This is a genomic window from Leclercia barmai, from assembly GCF_049312895.1.
Taxonomy (GTDB): Bacteria; Pseudomonadota; Gammaproteobacteria; order Enterobacterales; family Enterobacteriaceae; genus Enterobacter; species Enterobacter barmai.
The window spans coordinates 351,192-370,650 of record NZ_JBMNWZ010000004.1; the positions used below are offsets into that span (position 1 = coordinate 351,192).

19 protein-coding genes and 1 other RNA gene are annotated in these 19,459 nt (G+C 48.7%); 12 read left to right on the forward strand and 8 right to left on the reverse strand.

Annotation, left to right across the window (positions count from 1 at the left end):
* Positions 1 to 101: 101 nt before the first annotated feature.
* The 7 genes from hpxU (at position 102) to hpxK (ending at position 6,506) form a co-directional block, all read left to right on the forward strand.
* The gene (gene hpxU, locus ACOYA6_RS17300; protein ID WP_223074822.1) at positions 102 to 941 is read left to right on the forward strand and encodes a MurR/RpiR family transcriptional regulator HpxU; all 840 of its coding nucleotides are present in this window, start codon (positions 102 to 104) and stop codon (positions 939 to 941) included.
* 214 nt (positions 942 to 1,155) lie between these two features.
* Positions 1,156 to 1,941 (forward strand): transporter substrate-binding domain-containing protein, encoded by a 786-nt coding sequence (locus ACOYA6_RS17305; RefSeq protein WP_039030079.1) that lies wholly within the window; start codon positions 1,156 to 1,158, stop codon positions 1,939 to 1,941.
* Positions 1,942 to 1,950: 9 nt separating this feature from the next.
* Positions 1,951 to 2,616: an amino acid ABC transporter permease gene (locus tag ACOYA6_RS17310; RefSeq protein WP_139563443.1), complete on the forward strand. Its 666-nt coding sequence runs from the start codon at positions 1,951 to 1,953 to the stop codon at positions 2,614 to 2,616.
* The gene (locus ACOYA6_RS17315; protein ID WP_422655111.1) at positions 2,616 to 3,272 is read left to right on the forward strand and encodes an amino acid ABC transporter permease; all 657 of its coding nucleotides are present in this window, start codon (positions 2,616 to 2,618) and stop codon (positions 3,270 to 3,272) included. Before ACOYA6_RS17310 ends, ACOYA6_RS17315 begins: the two co-directional genes overlap by 1 nt.
* Positions 3,253 to 3,990 (forward strand): amino acid ABC transporter ATP-binding protein, encoded by a 738-nt coding sequence (locus ACOYA6_RS17320; protein ID WP_039030081.1) that lies wholly within the window; start codon positions 3,253 to 3,255, stop codon positions 3,988 to 3,990. Before ACOYA6_RS17315 ends, ACOYA6_RS17320 begins: the two co-directional genes overlap by 20 nt.
* A gap of 15 nt (positions 3,991 to 4,005) precedes the next feature.
* On the forward strand, positions 4,006 to 5,247 hold the full coding sequence (locus ACOYA6_RS17325) for a pyridoxal-phosphate-dependent aminotransferase family protein (protein WP_422655091.1): 1,242 nt from the start codon (positions 4,006 to 4,008) through the stop codon (positions 5,245 to 5,247).
* Positions 5,244 to 6,506: an allantoate amidohydrolase gene (gene hpxK, locus ACOYA6_RS17330; RefSeq protein ID WP_422655092.1), complete on the forward strand. Its 1,263-nt coding sequence runs from the start codon at positions 5,244 to 5,246 to the stop codon at positions 6,504 to 6,506. The genes ACOYA6_RS17325 and hpxK overlap by 4 nt, the downstream gene beginning before the upstream one ends.
* A 435-nt stretch (positions 6,507 to 6,941) precedes the next feature.
* Here hpxK and ACOYA6_RS17335 read toward each other — a convergent pair whose 3' ends face one another.
* From ACOYA6_RS17335 to ACOYA6_RS17355, 5 genes are read right to left on the reverse strand one after another with little or no spacing between them, the layout of a single operon-like run.
* Positions 6,942 to 9,275: a primase-helicase zinc-binding domain-containing protein gene (locus ACOYA6_RS17335; RefSeq protein WP_422655093.1), complete on the reverse strand. Its 2,334-nt coding sequence runs from the start codon at positions 9,273 to 9,275 to the stop codon at positions 6,942 to 6,944.
* A 13-nt stretch (positions 9,276 to 9,288) separates the two neighbouring features.
* A complete protein-coding gene (locus ACOYA6_RS17340) occupies positions 9,289 to 9,612 on the reverse strand; it encodes a DUF5375 family protein (RefSeq protein ID WP_422655094.1) in 324 nt (107 codons plus the stop codon).
* Positions 9,612 to 9,833, reverse strand: coding sequence for a hypothetical protein (locus ACOYA6_RS17345; protein WP_001071227.1), 222 nt, complete (start codon positions 9,831 to 9,833; stop codon positions 9,612 to 9,614). Before ACOYA6_RS17345 ends, ACOYA6_RS17340 begins: the two co-directional genes overlap by 1 nt.
* On the reverse strand, positions 9,830 to 10,387 hold the full coding sequence (locus ACOYA6_RS17350; protein WP_422655095.1) for a host cell division inhibitor Icd-like protein: 558 nt from the start codon (positions 10,385 to 10,387) through the stop codon (positions 9,830 to 9,832). The genes ACOYA6_RS17345 and ACOYA6_RS17350 overlap by 4 nt, the downstream gene beginning before the upstream one ends.
* The gene (locus ACOYA6_RS17355; RefSeq protein ID WP_001619168.1) at positions 10,384 to 10,644 is read right to left on the reverse strand and encodes a helix-turn-helix transcriptional regulator; all 261 of its coding nucleotides are present in this window, start codon (positions 10,642 to 10,644) and stop codon (positions 10,384 to 10,386) included. The genes ACOYA6_RS17350 and ACOYA6_RS17355 overlap by 4 nt, the downstream gene beginning before the upstream one ends.
* A gap of 917 nt (positions 10,645 to 11,561) precedes the next feature.
* On the opposite strand from ACOYA6_RS17355, the gene ACOYA6_RS17360 reads away from it, so the two are divergent.
* The 5 genes from ACOYA6_RS17360 (at position 11,562) to ACOYA6_RS17380 (ending at position 17,087) form a co-directional block, all read left to right on the forward strand.
* A complete protein-coding gene (locus tag ACOYA6_RS17360) occupies positions 11,562 to 12,311 on the forward strand; it encodes a phage polarity suppression protein (protein ID WP_422655096.1) in 750 nt (249 codons plus the stop codon).
* Positions 12,311 to 12,883 carry a phage polarity suppression protein gene (locus ACOYA6_RS17365; RefSeq protein ID WP_422655097.1) on the forward strand — a complete coding sequence of 191 codons (573 nt, stop codon included), beginning with the start codon at positions 12,311 to 12,313 and terminating at the stop codon, positions 12,881 to 12,883. Before ACOYA6_RS17360 ends, ACOYA6_RS17365 begins: the two co-directional genes overlap by 1 nt.
* Positions 12,864 to 13,139 (forward strand): Ogr/Delta-like zinc finger protein, encoded by a 276-nt coding sequence (locus ACOYA6_RS17370; RefSeq protein ID WP_422655098.1) that lies wholly within the window; start codon positions 12,864 to 12,866, stop codon positions 13,137 to 13,139. Before ACOYA6_RS17365 ends, ACOYA6_RS17370 begins: the two co-directional genes overlap by 20 nt.
* A gap of 422 nt (positions 13,140 to 13,561) precedes the next feature.
* Positions 13,562 to 14,503 carry a HamA C-terminal domain-containing protein gene (locus ACOYA6_RS17375; RefSeq protein ID WP_422655099.1) on the forward strand — a complete coding sequence of 314 codons (942 nt, stop codon included), beginning with the start codon at positions 13,562 to 13,564 and terminating at the stop codon, positions 14,501 to 14,503.
* Between the two features lies 1 nt (position 14,504).
* Positions 14,505 to 17,087 carry a DEAD/DEAH box helicase gene (locus ACOYA6_RS17380; protein ID WP_422655100.1) on the forward strand — a complete coding sequence of 861 codons (2,583 nt, stop codon included), beginning with the start codon at positions 14,505 to 14,507 and terminating at the stop codon, positions 17,085 to 17,087.
* Positions 17,088 to 17,180: 93 nt separating this feature from the next.
* On the opposite strand, the gene ACOYA6_RS17385 is transcribed toward ACOYA6_RS17380, so the two are convergent.
* The 3 genes from ACOYA6_RS17385 to ssrA all read right to left on the reverse strand — a co-directional run bounded on the left by ACOYA6_RS17385 (position 17,181) and on the right by ssrA (position 19,416).
* The gene (locus tag ACOYA6_RS17385; protein WP_422655101.1) at positions 17,181 to 17,639 is read right to left on the reverse strand and encodes a hypothetical protein; all 459 of its coding nucleotides are present in this window, start codon (positions 17,637 to 17,639) and stop codon (positions 17,181 to 17,183) included.
* Positions 17,640 to 17,668: 29 nt separating this feature from the next.
* On the reverse strand, positions 17,669 to 18,868 hold the full coding sequence (locus ACOYA6_RS17390; RefSeq protein WP_422655102.1) for an integrase domain-containing protein: 1,200 nt from the start codon (positions 18,866 to 18,868) through the stop codon (positions 17,669 to 17,671).
* Positions 18,869 to 19,052: 184 nt separating this feature from the next.
* Positions 19,053 to 19,416, reverse strand: a transfer-messenger RNA (tmRNA) gene (gene ssrA, locus ACOYA6_RS17395).
* Between the last annotated feature and the right edge of the window lie 43 nt (positions 19,417 to 19,459).

Genomic DNA, 19,459 nt, shown 5'->3' on the forward strand with positions numbered 1-19,459 from the left:
AAGTTTCATTCGCTGCAGGATAAGGGCATTTTGCGGAACTGGCATGCATTATGAAGGGGGTTAACGGTATAGTGCAGTGAAACAAAAGTTACAGAGGCCTTATGCAACAGCTTGATGAACGCCTGAAAGAGCAGTATGCGTCTTTATCGCCACAGGAGCAGCGGGTGGCGGACTTTATCTTCGATCATTTTGACGATCTCATCAGCTATAACAGCGCCGAACTGGCGCAGCTGAGCGGCGTCTCTAAAGCGACGGTCAGCCGCCTGTTTAAGCGACTGGGCTATGAAAAATATAAAGAGATGCGGGATGAACTGCGGACCCTGCGCCAGAGCGGAATGCCGATTACCGACAATCGCGACGCGGTGCAGGGCAACACGCTGCTGGCAAGACATTATAAACAGGAAATGGCAAATTTGACCCAGTGGGTCAACGCGCTGGATGTGCAGCAGTTTGCCGGTGCGCTTCAGGCTATGGTCGCCGCCCGGCGCATCTTTATTGTCGGCATGCGCAACTCCTGGCCTGCGGCGCTGCATCTGCGTCAGCAGCTCCTGCAGGCGCGGGGACAGGTGCTGGTGTTGCCTCAGCCGGGGCAGAGCCTGAGTGAAGAGCTGGTTGATTTAACCGCTGAGGATCTGGTGGTGGTGATGGCGTTCCGCCGTCGTCCGCGCATTATCCGCCCGCTGTTACAGCAGCTACAGAGCAAGGGTATTCCGGTCCTGCTGATGTGCGAGCCGCAGGCACATGGCCTCTTTCCGCTTGCGCGCTGGCAGCTTTGCGCCCCGCTGGATAGCGTATCGGCTTACGATAGCTACGCCTCGGTCAATAGCTTGATCAATCTGCTGGCGAACGCCTTCCTGCATGAAATTCTCGATAAAGGCCGACCGCGGATCCACGACATCGCCACGCTTTACCAGCAACTGGATGAACTCGAACACCGATAATGGGGCGCCAGCATGGTGCCTTGCATCTTGTTGGTGCGAAAATAGTGCGAGGAATGCCTGCGGTCTTTCCTCCTTTTTGGTCGCTTCCCTCTGTTCTCACTGCATTTAATCCCATTGATACCCCTTGCGTCAGGTTGAATTCTTTTTGGCACATTAGTTGCAAAACTGATTCATAAGAATCTTTTGTTTCATGCTAACGTAAAGGGGAACCCTCATGAAGAAATTGCTTATTGCCCTGGTTGGGGCTGCCAGCCTGTTAACCCACCTTTCGGCGGCACAGGCTGACCAGCTGCAGGATATTGAAAAACGCGGTGTGATCCGCATTGCGGTACCGCAGGATTTCCCGCCGTTTGGATCGGTGGGTACTGATCTTCAACCGCAGGGCTATGACATTGATACGGCCCGCTATCTGGCTAAGGCGATGAAACTCAAACTACAGCTGGTGCCGGTGACCAGCGCCAACCGGGTGCCCTATCTGCAAACCGATAAAGTCGACCTGGTGATTTCAAGCCTGGGTAAAAACGCCGAACGCGAAAAGGTGATTGATTTTAGCCGCGCCTACGCGCCGTTTTTCCTGGGGGTGTTCGGTCCTGCCGGGGCAGAGCTGAAAGATCCGGCGGCGCTCAGCGGCAAAAGCGTTGGCGTGACGCGCGGCGCGGTGGAGGACATGGTGCTGAGCAGCGTAGCGCCGAAAGAGGCGCAGATTAAGCGCTATGAAGACAACAACACCACGCTGTCGGCCTATCTTTCCGGCCAGGTGCAGTACGTGGCGACCGGTAATCTGGTGGTCGCGGCCATTTCCCGGCAGAACGCCGACAAAGCCCCGGTGCCGAGCTTTATGCTCAAGGACTCACCCTGCTTTATCGGCCTGAAAAAGAACGAACCAGCGCTCAAGGCGAAGGTGGATGCGCTGATTGAACAGGGAGTGAAAGACGGCACCCTTAACGCGCTGTCTGAGAAGTGGCTGAAAGCCCCGCTGCCTGCCAGCCTCGGCGTATAAGGCTGGTGCATGACGGAGCAACTTGATTTTTCTGCGCTCTGGCCTCTGTGGCCGGAGCTGCTGGCGGGACTGTGGGTCACCGTTCAGCTGACCGTACTGGCGACAGCTGGCGGTCTGCTGACAGGGATTGTCGGCGCTGCCATTCGTAGCGGGCCCCCCACGTGGCTAAGCCGGATTTGGGGCGGGTATGTGGAGATGATCCGCAACACGCCATTTGTGGTTCAGCTCTTTTTTATCGTCTTTGGCTTGCCGAATCTGGGCCTGAAGATGACCGCCGGCGAAGCCGCGCTGCTGGCGATGATCGTGAACCTCGGGGCTTACAGTACCGAAATTGTCCGCGCCGGTATTCAGGTGACGCCAAAAGGGCAGTGGGAGGCGGGGCGTGTACTGGGGCTGAGCCGGATGCAGACGTTTATCCAGATTGTTCTGCCGCCTGCGTTACAGCGCATTTATCCCGCCCTGGTCAGCCAGTGCATTATCGTGATGCTTGGATCGTCGGTAGTGTCACAGGTCTCTTATGAAGAGCTGACCTTCGCTGCCAACCTGATTCAGTCGCGCACATTCCTCAGTTTTGAGGTTTATCTGGTCACGACGGGCATTTATCTGGTGCTGTCGATAACGATGCGTCAGCTGCTGATGGCGGCGGGGCGAAAATGGCTGGGGGTACAGGCATGATGACAACCTTTACCGACTGGGACATTGTCCGCAATTTACTGCTGGCCGGGCGCTGGACGGTGCTGCTCTCTCTGGTGGCCTTTGCGGGCGGCGGGCTGGTCACATTGCCGCTTTTACTGCTGCGTCTGACCGGAGGACGTCAGCTGAAACGCCTGATCCGCGGCTATGTTGAGCTGTTTCAGGGGACGCCGCTGCTCATGCAGTTGTTCCTCGCCTTTTTCGGCGTTGCGCTGTTTGGTATTGACGTTTCAGCCTGGACCGCAGCGTCAATGGCGCTGACGTTTTACACCAGCGCCTTTCTGCTTGATATCTGGTTTGGCAGCATTCGTGCCCTGCCAAAAGGGCAGTGGGAAGCGTCCCGCTGCCTGGGCCTGAGCTTTGGTCAGACGCTTTGTCGGGTGGTTGCGCCCCAGGCGATGCGCATCGCTATCGCCCCAACGGTAGGTTTTGCCGTTCAGGTGATCAAGGGAACGGCGCTGGCGTCAATCATCGGTTTTATCGAACTGACGAAGGCCGGGACGATGCTGACCAATGTTACGTATCAGCCGTTTAAAGTCTTTGCGCTGGTGGCGCTGGGCTACTTCATTCTGTGTTACCCGCTGTCCCGCTACAGCCGCTATCTGGAGAATAAATTCAATGCCTCTCATCACCATTAACCAGATGCAGAAGTATTACGGCGATAACCACGTGCTCAAGGGCGTCGATCTGGATATCGATATGGGTGAAGTTATCTCGATTATTGGCCGCAGCGGGTCAGGTAAAAGCACGCTGCTGCGCTGCATCAACGGCCTGGAGGGTTATCAGGACGGCAGTATCAAGCTCGGCGGGATGACCATTACCGACCGCGATTCCCAGGCGCGGGAAATCAGCCGTTCAATTGGGATGGTATTCCAGAACTTCAACCTGTTCCCGCATATGACGGCGCTGGAGAACGTGATGCTGGCCCCGCGTCGGGTGCTAAAAAAAAGCGCCGCCGAGTGCCGTGACCTGGCCCGACGTATGCTGGAGAAGGTCGGTCTCGGTGACCGGCTGGATTACTATCCCTCCAGCCTTTCCGGTGGCCAGCAGCAGCGGGTGGCGATTGCCCGCGCCCTGGCAATGTCGCCAAAAGTTTTACTCTGTGACGAGATCACCTCAGCGCTGGATCCTGAGCTCGTGGGCGAAGTACTCAAGGTGCTGGAGCAGCTGGCGGCGGAGGGTATGACCCTGATTCTCGTGACCCATGAAATGAATTTTGCCCGCGAAGTGGGCGACCGCGTGGTGTTTATGCATCAGGGGCGCGTCTGGGAGCAGGGTGACAGCAAAACGCTGTTCGCCAGTCCGCAGACCAGCGAACTGAAGCAGTTTATCTCCTCCGTGCGCGGTCTCAATTAATTTAAGGATTTTCAGATGGATATCTCTCAGTTTTCGCAAATCAACCCGCCGTCGCGGCTGCTAATGGGCCCTGGCCCAATTAATGCCGATCCTCGTGTACTGCGTGCCATGTCAAGCCAGCTTATCGGTCAGTATGATCCGGCGATGACGCACTATATGAACGAGGTGATGGCGCTTTACCGTGGCGTATTTCGCACTGAAAACCGCTGGACGATGCTGGTGGACGGCACCTCGCGGGCGGGGATTGAAGCGATCCTGATTTCAGCGATCCGTCCCGGGGATAAAGTGCTGGTGCCAGTGTTTGGCCGCTTCGGCCATCTGTTATGCGAAATTGCCCGCCGCTGCCGGGCGGAGGTGCACACCATCGATGTCCCATGGGGAGAGGTCTTTACCCCGGACCAGATTGAAGACGCGATCAAACGGGTGCGTCCGCGTCTGCTACTGACGGTGCAGGGAGATACCTCCACCACCATGCTGCAGCCGCTGGCGGAGCTGGGAGAAATTTGCCGTCGTTACGATGTGCTGTTTTACACCGATGCCACCGCTTCGCTGGGCGGCAACCCGCTGGAAACCGATGCCTGGCAGCTGGATGCCGTTTCAGCCGGGATGCAGAAGTGCCTTGGCGGTCCGTCGGGTACCTCGCCCATTACGCTCAGCGCACGCATGGAGGAGGTTATTCGCCGCCGCAAATGCGTTGAAGAAGGTATTCGTACCGATGCGCATCTCGATGGTGTTGATGAGATGGTGTACTCCAACTATTTCGATCTTGGGATGATCATGGATTACTGGGGGCCGGAGCGACTCAATCACCATACTGAAGCCACGTCGGCGCTGTTTGCCGCCCGGGAATGTGCGCGTCTGATCCTTCAGGAAGGCCTGGATAACGGTATTGCCCGTCATAAGCAGCACGGTGATGCGCTGGTGAAAGGTATTCAGGGAATGGGGCTGGAGACGTTCGGCGACCTCAAACATAAGATGAATAACGTGCTTGGCGTGGTGATCCCTCAAGGTATCAACGGGGATCAGGTGCGCAAACTGATGCTCGACGATTTCGGTATTGAGATCGGTACGTCGTTCGGACCGCTTCACGGTAAGGTGTGGCGTATTGGCACCATGGGCTATAACGCGCGTAAAGCGTGCGTAATGACGACCCTCAGCGCGCTGGAATCAGTGTTGAACTATCTCAGGTTCCCGACAACCCAGGGCGCCGCGATGCAGGCTGCATGGGATCACTACTGTACTGAGAGCGGGCAATGAGTAAACCAATACGCCAGCAGGCGGAGTGGCAGCAGGCTGCCGCGAGAGTGATGGAGCGTGCCGACGTGCTGGCCGCCATCAGCGAGACGCCAGGGGCATTGACGCGTGTCTATTTATCGCCTCAACACCTTCAGGCCAATCAGCAGGTCGCGCTGTGGATGAGTCAGGCCGGAATGACCGTCTGGCAGGACAGCGTGGGCAATATTTGTGGACGTTACGAAGGTCAGCAGGAGGGCGCGCCGGCCATTCTGCTGGGCTCCCATCTTGATACCGTGCGCAATGCCGGGCGTTACGACGGTATGCTGGGCGTACTCACGGCGATCGAGGTGGTCCACAATCTGCATCAGCAGGGGCGGCATCTGGAGAAAGCTATAGAGATTGTCGGCTTTTGCGATGAAGAGGGAACGCGATTCGGCATTACGCTGCTCGGCAGTCGGGGGCTGACCGGTACCTGGCCTGAAGGCTGGCTGGCGCAGACAGATGCGCAGGGTATTAGCGTGGCGCAGGCGATGGTGCAGGCAGGGTTGGATCCGGCGCGCATCAGCCATGCTGCACGTCGCGCAGAGGAGTTTGCCGCTTATCTCGAACTGCATATCGAGCAGGGCCCTTGTCTGGAGCAGGAAGATCTGGCCCTGGGCGTCGTCGAGGCGATTAACGGTGCGCGTCGCCTGAACTGCTGCTTTACCGGTGAGGCTGGACACGCGGGGACGGTACCGATGAGTCATCGTAAAGATGCGCTGGCCGCCGCCGCCGAATGGATGATGCGCATTGAGACCATGACCGGCGAAAGGGGCGGGAATCTGGTTGCTACGGTGGGCACGCTGCGCCTCGCACCGGGTGCGGTAAACGTCATCCCCGGTGACGTGTCGCTCACGCTCGACATTCGCGGGCCAGCTAACGAGCCGCTTGATTCGCTGTTGAATGCGCTACTGGCTGAGGCGCAGCTGATTGCTGCCCGGCGCCAGTTACAATTTAGCGCCGAGACGTTTTATCGTATTTCCGCTACCGCCTGCGACAGCCGTATACAGCAGGTACTCTGCAATGCTGTGCATGAAGTGCAGGGACGTTCACTGACCTTGCCAAGCGGCGCCGGGCACGACGCCATTGCTATTGCCGGGCGTTGGCCGGTGGGAATGCTCTTTGTGCGCTGTAAAGGGGGAGTCAGTCACCATCCCGCAGAGTCGGTTAACGCTGAAGATGTGGCGCTGGCGCTGGATGCTTTTTCACGTGCGGTCTTTGCGTTAGAGGGGCTGGAATAAGCCTGGTGTCTTGATTTTCCTGGATACAAAAAAGCCCGCAGGCTTGCGCCGGGCGGGCTTTCAGGACTTCGTATCAGGCTCTGGTAACCGTTAACAAAGAATTTTGGTGCTGGCGGAGTCTGCTATTGATCTTTAATTTATTGATTTTTATCGTTAATTTTTATTTTCTTTGTTGGGCGTATACCTAAACGTATACCAATTGCTGATGTTAATCCCCAAAAATTAGAGCATGAATTTCACAACAACTGTCCAGGCTATCTCTTAAAGCCAAAAAATACTTTTTATCTGGATTATGGTTCACAGTGTTCACTCACAGTTTTTGTCTAATAAAATCAGTGTTTTGTTTTGTTACCTCTTTGTGAAGAGTGAACAGTAAAGTCTACATTAATGTACTAAATGAATAAAAAAGCCCGGCGAAGGCCAGGCTGATTGCTTCTATTTTTCTCCAATATCCCCACATTTGGGAAGCCAGTCAGAATTGCTTTCCTCCCTGAGGGCCAGGTTAGTCTGCATTCCCTGATTGGTCCGCCGCTTCTCGTACTGCAGCCCATATTCCTTGAGCATTAACGGCAACCCCTTGCCAAACATGGTCAGACTGAGCGTATTTTTATAGCCGTTGGCCTCCATGTAGACCAGATAGGCATGGTAAAGATATGTACGAGGCTGACGTGGGACAATGTTAGCGTTACCCATAAACATGCCCGTGGTATCAGGCAGGGCTTCAAGGTAGCCGCAAAAATCAAACGCTGAATCAGCATCACGTTTGATGGTGAGCGCTTCAGCAGAGTTCTGCTGCGACTGAAGTAATGTCCTGGCGCTCATTGGGTCGCTGAAACGCAGCATAAGCTGGCGAACAATCACCGCCAGCTCGCCGGCAATTTTCTCTTTGAGCTGAGTATCGCGTTCCTCCGGGGCTATCTGGTCGGGGAAATGCAGGATCACTCTTCGACGTGAAACTCCACCACTACGATCCGTGAAACGCATCGGATTATTGTTCACAGCCAGGATGACCGCCGGGATGTGGGTTGAATAGGCGTTCTGGTATTTGGGATCAACGGATACCGCATCGCCGCCAGTGATGGCTTTTAGTCCGGCCCCGTCACCGCTCCACTTTTCCTGGTCGGGAAGTCGAATCAGTGAAAAACCTATTAACGCAGCTCGCTCTCTTGGCGACTCAAGCATTTCAATGGTTGCCGAGGTAGCGTTATCTTCACCTGCCAGCATGGTTGCTATTTCAGCAAGAATACTCTTTCCACTTCCGCCAGGGCCAGTGACCTCCAGAAACAGCTGCCAGTCATAACGGTTAGCCAGCACCATAAACAATGCAGCCAGAATAATGTCCCGCTTTTCAGGTTTAAAACCTGCGGCACGATCCAGCCAGCGCCAGAATGCCGGGGCATGGGTTTCCAGTGCCTCGCCGTCAACGGGCTGCGTGTAATCCACCTCGCACAGTGTACGTAACCAGTGCTTTTTATTGTGCGGGCTGAACAATCCTGTCCGGGTATCGAGCACACCGTTGCGGAAACCGATCAACTGCCGCGCCGGATTCTGCTGTTGCGGAACGATCAGTTTGAGGGTTTCCACGAGAGACGCAATTTTCGCGGATGAAAAAGGTGCGTCGAGGCGCCGAAACAGCGCAGCGACATCACGGGCAAAATCGGCGTAATAGATAACTTTCCAGGCCCCCGCCTCATAGCGTGAAAGGAGCTGCCCGTTCGGGTCTACTGCCAGTGAGTTTTTATAATGCTCCACTACCCTCTGCGCTTTTTCGCTGACACTCAGAGCGGTAAATTCAGCTTCGCTCATTGTGTCGAAAGGGCTGGCAACAGCTGGTTTTATTGCTTCATAAATTGCGAGCCGGGTGGCTTCTTCGCCGTTTTGCGTGAATGCATCGTTCCAGTCACCAAACACAGGCGGGAGCGCCATTGTGCAATTGCAGGCCCCGGTAACAGCTGCGCCCCTTGTTTGCCCCGCACCGTTGAGATCGCGGTCAGCAGCAATAATTATCTGGTGCGTTGGGTACTCACTGCAGGCAATGCTCGCCAGGGAAAGGAAATTGACGGACGAAAAGGCCACCATGACAGCATCGCCAGTCAGATGGTTGATAGTAAGTGCAGTGGCATAGCCTTCCGCTATCCAGAGTCGTTTGGCTGCTTTGGCAGTACCTTCAACCAGGTAAAAGGCATTCTTAACCTGACCGCCTTTAAGGAAGCATTTGCCCCCATCAGCGTTGATTAACTGCAGATTTACCAGCTCTCCCTCTGCATACAATGGAACGATAAGATCTCCCGCACGGAACGTCGTACCACCGACTTTATGCATGGCGGTTAATTCCCGGCAAGGCAGTGCAGAAAATCCTTTACCCGTCAGATAAGCATTGCCTGTGGTCTGACGTGATTTCTCCAACAAACGGGCAGCCAGCGCGGCTGCGGCTTTTTTCCCGTCCTCTTTTTCAGGAGAACCAGATTCAGGCATTCCCTGAGATACTGGCGGCAGATTCCCGGTAATGACGTTTATTCTGTCTGCCGCTTCACTGATGCCTACATCCAGTACTTTACTTACAAGCGCCAGGCCATCACCTGCCCCGCATTGGTTACAGAACCATGTTCCCCGTCCTTCCTGGTCATCAAATCGAAAGCGGTCTTTCCCGGCACAGACCGGACAGGGCTGGTGTCGATTTTTCAGTACGGTTACACCCAGTGCGGGTAAAATTATTGACCAGTGACCACGAGCTGCTTTCTCTGCCTGGCTAACTTTCATTCCTGACATTGTGCGGCCCTCCTTAGTGCAACGCTGGTTTATTGAGGTGACGGGAGCAAAGTTCATCCATTACCGTCATTCCAAGCAGTGAGAGAACCGGACAGGCCTTAAGAGGCCCCGACTCCATCAGATCCGAAAGCAACGCGCAGGCAATTTCCAGTCCTCTTTGCTGCCCATGCTGGCGCAGATAGAACCCTTCAAGCTCGCGGGCTATGGCATCTTCTAGTTCAGCGAGCGTCAGACCGGAATAACGTTCCTGCTGACAGCTGATAGTCAGCCAGGCACAGGCTACGGCACGGCGATACAGAGCGGCACGAAGTGCCAGATGCGATTCACAGGATTTCATCAGGCCACCTCCGCATTCATCAGGTCGTCATGGCAGCGTTGCACCACTCCATCCAGTTGCTCTGTCATCAGATAGATGAGGGAAACCAGTTGTTCGCACTGGGCACCTGCTGGCTTTTCATAACAGTCCTGAAGGGCTGCCATGCCAGTGACATATTCACCCACATTGCGTAAATGTTTCAGCCTTACAACATCGTCGTAAGAGATTTCAAACTGGTTCATAGCGTCACCTCCCCGGCAGGCAGGCGTGCCGAAAGGGAGAGCACATAATCACGGACCAGCGAAAGGCGCGCGGAACGCTCATCGTAGGCGACAGTGCGAAGCATACAAATGCGGGGTTGAGTGTCAGCACGGCGGATTGCGGCAAACACAAAGACATATTGCGGATATGACGGGGTGAGGATTGTAGCCATGATGGCAGCCTCCAATAAGTAGCGGTTATTGCTACCACCGGAAACGCCAATTTCACTGGTGGCAGCCCGAACGGGGTTGGCGTAACCGGCCTTATTGGAAACCGGCCAGCCCGAAGGCTGCCCCGCCCGGACTGCCATTATCTTGAAAGAACTACGGTGTACACACAAACACCACAGCCCGGAAAATGGGTGTGCCTGAGCTACGACGTAAAAAAAGACGCAAGGCGCGTCAGTTGTCGCCAATAAGTTACACGGAACGCCAATTCCGGCTGCCGATTTTGCGACAGCGGAAAAACTATACCTGGAAATGACGGTAGTAAGCAAGCCAGAAAAAAGGGATTTAATGTATTCAGGTATCATCATGCATCACATCCCCGCCCACGGGCACTGATACGGTCCGCCATCCATGCGCTGACCTCAGACTGTGCCCAGGCAACATTTTTACCGCCAAGCGGGATCTGCTTCGGAAACGCATCGCGACTGATCAGGTCGTAAATGGTCGAACGGGACAACCCGCATAAGTGCATCACCTCAGGCAGGCGTAAAAATCGTTCATGCTGGTTCGGTACAGGAAATAATGGCGCAGCCGGAGCTGGCGCAGACACAGAAATATTACGCATTTATCTACCCTCTTTAATTTCCACAACAGACCTTATGAATTTATCCGGGTTCAGGTAGTTCCTTATTATGTGTATATAAACCGCCTGCGCACGCATTATTTATTTAGCGTCACATATTGATTTTATGGAATTTAAAACCCGATCAAACCATATAAAGCGACATAATAAACACTATGCCTGCGGGCTATAAATACAGGAGCATTAATAGGAACTACCATTCATCCAGGGTTTACTAACTTATGAGTCACTGCACCTGATAGTGCTGACCCCACCGCCAATACAGCAAGGCAGTACAACTTCTACACGAGGCCTTGCATTGCAGGCCCCAATTTCCGGGCATATTTTTGAATCGCATCCAACTTATAAACATTGGGCCTGCATAAAAACCTTGATATTAAATAATTTCACCTTAAATCTTAAAATATATCCGCATGAATCCATAAAGAACCGGACAGTTCTAGTTTTATAAAAATCAGTATGAAATGCAACACCTTGGTCAGAGGCGAAAATGTTATTTCCCGGCAATAACAGGCAGTCTATTTCAGCGCCTGTCGAATACTACTGAATAAGGGTGAATAGTGGTGAGGAGCAAAAATCAAATAGCCATGAGGAATAAAAAACCATCCATTATGAAAAAATACCATAGATAACCTTATCCCCATGTGAACAGTTATGAACAGTCGATGAATACTGCCCCGTCAACCATTCACCATCTAACTTACTGTATTATCTATTTTTTTTACCTAAGTGAATAGTAGTGAACAGTTAATGTAAGTCTGAAACTGACTCAGTTAAACGAGGCCTTTCCTGGCTAGCCAAAAGAGGTCTTTGTCTTGTCGCTCGCACAATGGCGTTCAATGGCGGCTTTGTATGCATCACAGCACAATTGACACCAACACAAACAACAAGGTGCTGACATGACTATCCCAGACCAGAGCAATAAATCGACTGCTGATATTTCTATCCCTGCTGCGACACAACATGCGTTTGAAAAAGTGAATGCTGCCAAATCAGCCTGGACGGAAGCCCGTCGCAAACAAACTGATGCTGCCGCGATGCTCGCAACGATCCGTAAACGCCGTGTAGAAACGGAAACGGAGGCAAAGGCGCAAAATGAAGAATGGCGTCAGATGTTTCATGAAAACCAGGGACAGGTAACGCCGAAAATGAAAAAACTAAGGGCTGAGATTGCCCTGGGGCGTGAAACACTCGACGAGTTTGATGATCTGCTTGCGGCCCATGCCGGAGAGAATGAGTATCTCCCATGGAAAACGGCGGAACTGGCCCGTGGTTACATTCAGGCACATGATAATCTTATCGAAACCCATGTTAACCAGCTTTGGCATGATTTTATGAAGCAGCATGGTCAAACCCTTATCCAGCTTTTAAGCCTTCTCAAAGTGACAAAAGGGAGAAGCGCCAGCTCTGTAATCGGTGTTGTCCATTCTGTGAATGATCCTGAAACGCTATTGCGGGATTTCATTACTTCTTCAATCACTAACCCGGCGTTGAAACAGAATGCCTCTCTGCAGAGTGACCCTTTCCTTAATAAAGTTGGTGTACTTGCAGAAAATACTGCCTATCAGGATATACAAAATGCCCCAAGCCCGGCGGCGCAAATCCGCATACAAAAACAGCGTGAAAAAGCGAAGAAGGGGCAAAGCTGATGGACACCACAATTACCCCTCAGGAAGCGCTGCATCACTACCGGGAAGCTTCTCAGAGCTGGCTATCCCTTCGTAATGAGCAAAGTACAGCCCAACTACGGCTGCAGGCATTGTTGCTGTCTGCAGATAAGCCTTCCAATTATGCCTGGCAGGTGGAAACTCTAAGAGAGAAGCTAGAAGTGCTTGAATGGCAGATCAGCTGTGCGGCAAATGATGGCCTCTACGCGCAGAGAAGTGTCGTGGATGCCTGTGTTGATAATGCCTTGGGTGACTTTATGGCAAATTCGGGCAAGGCGCTGACCTCAGCACTGGCACCTTATCTGAACGGCCCCTTTGGCCTTGATGTTGCTGCACGTGTGCTGCGTTCGGCGCTGGCGCATCATTCGGAACTCAATGCTCCAGAACTGCTTGAGTCCTGCCGTGAAATCCTTGATGAATCAGGCTTATCGCCTGATGCATCAATGCGCATGGATGCATCGAAGAGATTCACTCCGGCGAAGCATAAAACTTTTCAGGACAGGCTAAAGTGCCTGAAACTTGCGGAGGAAGCCTATGGCTTTACAGTGTCCTGAGTGCGGCGCAATCTCACATGCCCGTTCAAGCTTTTATGAGGCCCCATCCATAAAGCGGACCTACTATCAGTGTAAAAACCTGGAGTGCTCATGCACATTCACCGCACTGGAGAGCGTGGACACGATTATTGCCCGGCCTAACAAGGTTGAGACCAAGGATGAAACCGCAAGCGAGCAATCAGAGAAGCCAGCTCATACGCTCGGAAAATATGGTGCGGCGTCCAGACTATCTAACCGCCAGCAAATCCCTGTCTGACGACTGAGGCAATCCTCGAACCGGCTTATATGCCGGTTTTTATGTGCTAACTATTCGGCTTCTACGTTGAAGCTAAGAGTGCATGTCTATGCTGCATGAAAACGCATGAGGCTCATGCATCAATTTTAGTCTCAGCCCCCATGATTCACGGGCTTTGGGGACAAATTGGCAGTGCATGAAAACATATGCGTTAAGTGAAGCGGGCAGGCGGGCGGGGCAGCGCACGTTGTGTATGGTAAAAGTAACTTTTAACTTTCAATGAGTACCTTATTGAAAGAATCTTTTATCACGTTAAAGCGATAACAATGATTTTAAGCATCGAGTGTGTTGTAAGTATCATTGTCGGGTAAAAATGTTGCAAGCCATTGAAATAAGTATATATTGCAGCTAATGAGGAAAATCAAACATGCAAGGACCTACTCATGGATGCACTTCATGTCGCGCTTGAAAATCTGATTAGAGATGATGGTCAAACACTAAATAGTTATTTTAGTGAAGTTAAAATTAATTCATTGATTGAAAATACAAATGCAACTTGTCATTTTCATTGTCTTAATCTTGATGGAAATGGACGCCCTCGGGTAGATGCATTGATCCAATTCTTGAACGACAAAGTAGTAGATTATGCTATTCCAAGGAAAAAAATTAATGAGGCAGTGCAATATTTTAACGAAAATCAATCAACAGCGAAAATAACAAAATTAGCAAGCCAAGCAAAAAGATTATTTACTAGACTTGCAAATAGTGGAGAAGGCGGTGAATTTATTCTTTTTTTATTTGCTGAGCAATTTCTTAGATTTCCACAGATTATGTGCAAAATGAGTCTGAAAACAAGTTCTCAAATGCATTACCATGGTGCAGATGGAATCCATATTGGCGTAGATAAAGATAATAAAAAATTATGTTTATACTGGGGCGAGTCTAAACTCTATTCCAATCTGAGCAAAGGCATTTCTGAGTGTATGGATAGTATAGCTCCATTACTTCAAAGTTCTATGGGAACAGAAGGCGCTGAGACACGTGATATGCAGTTGCTTGAGTCGCACTTAAACGTTGATGATATAGAATTAGAGCAAGCGTTGAAAAGATTCTTAGATCCTGATAGTCCGGATTTTAATAAATTAGAATATAGAGGAATATGCTTAGTTGGGTTTGATCTTAAAGATTACCCACAAGGACCTAGTTCAATTGATATCAGTAAACTAGTTGCTTTGATTAATACTAAAGTCGGGAAATGGTCAACTAGTGTGCAAGGTGGCATAGTTAATAAAAAACTTGATCGCTTTGCTATGCACGTTTTTATTCTTCCTTTTCCTTCAGTAAAAGCATTTAGATCTAGTTTAATTAGAGCATTGGAGAGTTGAAATGTCGTTGCGAGATTTATCAGGGTGGTTGATTAAGAATCAAGGATTCTTAAGAAAATATCAGGCATTAGTTGCTAACTCAATAAAAGATCAATTTCCAGAGTTAAAATCAGATTTAATGCCACAAATTAGTTCTGAGGATGTCGGCTATCTTTTAACATGTGCTAGTTCTTTAGCTTTCTCGAATGATGAGAAATGCCAAGATGCAGCCCTAAGAATTGCACAGTATTGCTTATTAAATGAAAAAAGTGAAGCAAGGAAAGATAGTGCTGCATTAATTCTTGATTCATTATCTAATAATCCAGCAATACAACTTGCAGAAAATAGGGGTTATCTTAATCCTGATTTCGAAGAAAGATTACCTTTAAAGGCTCAATTAGAACTAACTAAAAGAAAAATTCTTTATACAATTGAGATAGATGCTGATAAGCATATTTATGCTAATAGGTTTCAATCAGAGTTTTGGGATGCGGTACAAGAAAACTCATGGGTTAGTGTCTCCGCTCCTACCTCTGTAGGAAAATCATTTATCCTCGAATCTTGGGTAGAGCAGTTTGTAAAAAATAATCAGAATTGCTTGGTTATTTATATCGTACCAACAAGGGCATTAATATCAGAAGTATATTCTGAATTGCAAAAACGTTTAGATCCTAATCTAACGAATACGGTTAACATTCAGACACTACCATTGAGTAATGTATACCAGAGCGAAAAGTCTAATGTCTTCATATTTACACAAGAAAGGCTAAATTTATTCTATAATCATTTTTCACAAATCCCAAAAATAGACGTCTTAGTTGTGGACGAAGCACACAAGATAGGTGATGGTGGAAGAGGCGTTATTCTTCAACATGTAATTGAACTAACTTGTCTAAATAACCCTGATTCAAAAGTTATCTTTGCAAGTCCTTTTACCTTAAATCCTGAAATATTGCTTAATGATGCTCCAATATTAAAAAATAAAAGAACTATAAAAAGTGACTATGTAACTGTTAATCAAAATTTGATATGGGTAGAACAAAAACCACGCAAGACCAAAGATTGGTTGATGTATTATTTTGCAAACGGTGAAAAACGTGAATTAGGGAACTTTTCTTTAGAAAATGCACCATCTCCTGAAAGTAAAAGATTGCCTTTTGTAGCTCTTTGTTTAGGTAAGGGGACTTCTGGTAACGTAGTTTACGTAAATGGAGCCGCTGAAGCGGAATCTACTTCCAAGCTAATATCTGCATGTATAGAAAATGAGACAGAGGATGAAGAGATTTTAGCTCTAGTTGAGCTTAGTGAGACAATTATACATAAAAATTTCGCTTTAAATCGTACTCTAAAAAAGAGAGTCGCTTTTCATTATGGCAACATGCCTTTAATAATAAAGGGCGAGATTGAACGATTGTTTAGTAAAGGTAAAATTGATTTTTTAATTTGTACCTCAACTTTAGTTGAGGGCGTTAACATGGCCTGTAAAAATATTTTTATAAGAGGCCCTAAAAAGGGTAATTCAACCCCAATGCGAGAAGAGGATTTTTGGAATCTTGCTGGCAGAGCTGGTCGTTGGGGAAAAGAATTTCAGGGTAATGTCATCTGCATCGATAGCGATAATGAAAAAATTTGGAATGGAGAGCCTCCAAAAACTAAAAAAAATATATTTATAACTCGCGCCACTGATGCGATTTCACATGACATGGATGAGTTGGTGTCCTATATTTTCTCAGAGCATCACTTTGGTATGTCTGAGCGGAATCCTAATCTCCAAAGTCTATTTAGCTATTTATGTTCATCATTTTATTTTTATAATGGCTTGGATAATAACCCTTACATGGAAAAGTATAATATAAAAAATATCAATATCTTAAATGAAGTAATATTTGATGTTTTTGATTCTTTAACTTTCCCACATGAATTGGTTGTGAGGCATCCTGGTATAAGTCCGCTATTAATGCAAAACCTTTGGGATAGATTTTCACGGGATACAAACAAACCAGTGGAGAGATTATTGCTTTCTGAGCCTGGTAGTAATGATGCGTTAGATTCATATGTATCCGCATTCTCTAGAATTAGTGATACTCTGAGCAAGAAGCTAGGTTATAATTCAAAAGGAGCTTATGTACAGGCCTTATTAGTTTCCAAATGGATAAAAGGTTATCCCCTAGCAAGATTAATCTCGGATAGAATAAGATATAACAAAAAGAGAAATGTTGTTTTCAAAGAAGCAACTTTAATACGAGGGGTTATGAAGGATGTTGAAGAGATCGCTCGCTATCAAGCTCCAAGACTTTTAGGATGTTATAATGATTTATTGAAAAGCTTTTATCTTGCGATAGATCGCACGGACTTAGCAAAGGATGTTGAAGATATCGGTGTATATTTAGAACTTGGTGTAAGTTTAAAAACTCAGATTTCACTAATAGGGCTTGGGTTTTCAAGAACTGCTGCGGTAATGATTTCTGAGCTTATTCCTAATGATAGTTTAGATGAAGAAGAATGTATTAATTGGATTAAGGACAATAAAATTGATATGGAAGAACTGCCGCAATTAGTTCAAAACGAATTACGTAATATATTTCGTGCATTTTGGGTTGAATAGCCTCATTTAGAGACTTTTTTTAACAAATCATTGAGAAGTTTTTGAGTTTTATCATTCTTGTTAATAACAAAAACTTCTCTTTTATTATACTGGTCAGACTATTCCGGAATAGGCTTTGCTTACTTCACTATGCTCTGCGCCGCAACGCCTCAAAATAACAAGACCATGTTGCAATAACGCTTCACTTCGCTCAGGTTCAAACCATTTTCCGTTAAATTTACCTCCGTGAAAAAGATTGTTTCTTACACGGCGGATTAACAAAAACACAAATTTTGCTAAATCTTTTTCTTGCGGTAAAGAATCATCCCAAACTAAAGAGTCATCTTTTATAATTTGTTTTTTAGGTGGGTGCTCTTTAAAGTAAGTGATAGCAGCAATCAGCTCTGGATCAGTTGTGTTATTTATGGTTTCAGAAACTTGCTTTGCATACTCATCCCAGTTCGCTTTAGCATCTTTTATTTTATGATGAAGTCCACATGCCTTAAGGCAATATTCATAACGTGAAAACTCTTTAAAGAATTCATAACATAAATTATCTAGATTATTCTCCATGAACTATATCTCTATGTATAATGAGTTAACTAATATTGATTGCGCTCGGACACTTTTTGGCCCCACCAATTCATAAGTTCTTTCCGTTGCTCAAGGTAAGTTGAACGATTATAAGCTCTGCGCACTTCATTTTTATCACTATGCGCAAGAGCAGCCTCAATTACATCTGCATTAAAACCCGCTTCATTTAATGCGGTGCTGGCAATTGAACGCAATCCATGAGCAACCAATCTACCACCAAATCCAATCCGTTTTAAAGCAGCATTTGCCGTCTGGCTATTCATTGGTTGCTTTGGGTCATTCCGACTAGGGAAAACATGTTCACGATGGGCGCTGATTAGCTTCATCACATCAAGAATCTCTGATGCCTGAGGAGATAGAGGGACTATGTGTTCCCGCTTAGCCTTCATTCGTTCAGCTGGAATAGTCCACAGCTTTGCATCGAGATCGATCTCGGCCCAACGAGCACCAGAGGCCTCAGAAGGGCGCACAAGCGTTAGGAGTTGCCATTCAATCAGGCAGCGAGTCGAAACAGACAGATTCGACATCACTAGAGAACGCATGAGTATTGGCAATTCTTCGGGTCGTAGGGTTGGCATGTTCTGTTTCTTGGGTTTCTCAAATGCCATACCAATACCAGATGCAGGGTTGGCATCAATCAGACCAGTGTTTACGGCATAAATCATTATCTCGTTAATGCGCTGCACCAGTCGACGTACAGTCTCTAGCGCCCCACGTGCTTTAATTGGCTCAAGCGCTTCAACCAGTGTTCGGGCTTTAATTTGCTGGACAGGGATCTCCCCAATGGCTGGGAAAACATCTTTTTCCAGTGAGCGCCATATATCTTTTGCGTAATCATGGGTAACACTTTTGCTTTTAAGCTGGAACCAGTTAGCGGAGACCGTTGAAAAAACACTGTCCAGCGCGATTTGCTGCTGTTCCTCAGCAACTTCGGCCTGAATTTGTGGATCGATTCCGTTGGCTAATAAGGCAAGGTAATCCGCTCTTAACCCTCGGGCATCAGCAAGTGAAAGAGCAGGGAAGGCACCGAGCCCCATCATTGTTCGCTGCTTTGTTGCCGGACGTTGATAACGGAAACGCCAAAGCTTTTTCCCACTGGTTTTCACTATCAGGAAAAGCCCATCGCCATCATGCAGCGTTAGATCCTTCTCTAACGCTTTTGTGCGCAGAACTTCGGTGTTGGTCAGGGGGCGTGTTGTCCGTGCCACTGTGGCCGCTCCTTCATGAATTGGTATACGCTTTTAGGTATACATCCTACCGTATACCTAAGCGTATACCAATAATCACCGGATTTAGCCGGTTGTTCTCGTACAACTACAGACAAAAAAAAGCCCGCAGGGCTTGTGCCATGCGGGCTTTCTGTACATCACCGGACACATCCGGATCATTATTTGGTGGAGCTGGCGGGAGTTGAACCCGCGTCCGAAATTTCTACATCCTCGGTACTACATGCTTAGTCAGTCTTTACATTCGCACGCCAGCTGCGGAATGACACGCCACTAACGAACTAGCCTGATTAGTTTTAACGCTTCAACCCCAGGCAGGATTTCCACGCGATCTCTTTTGGGTTTGACCTCTCTTTGATCCCCGTCTTAAGAGCGGAAGCTAGGGAGAGAGGGCTCTTAGCAGGTTATTAAGCTGCTAAAGCGTAGTTTTCGTCGTTTGCGACTATTTTTTTGCGGCTTTTTACGAGGCAAACCGCCCCTCGGCATGCACCTTGGGTTTCGCAAATCCCGTCGAATCCAGAATCAGCCCCAATAGTGTTACAGCAAGTATACCAGAATTCGCGGCCCGGATAC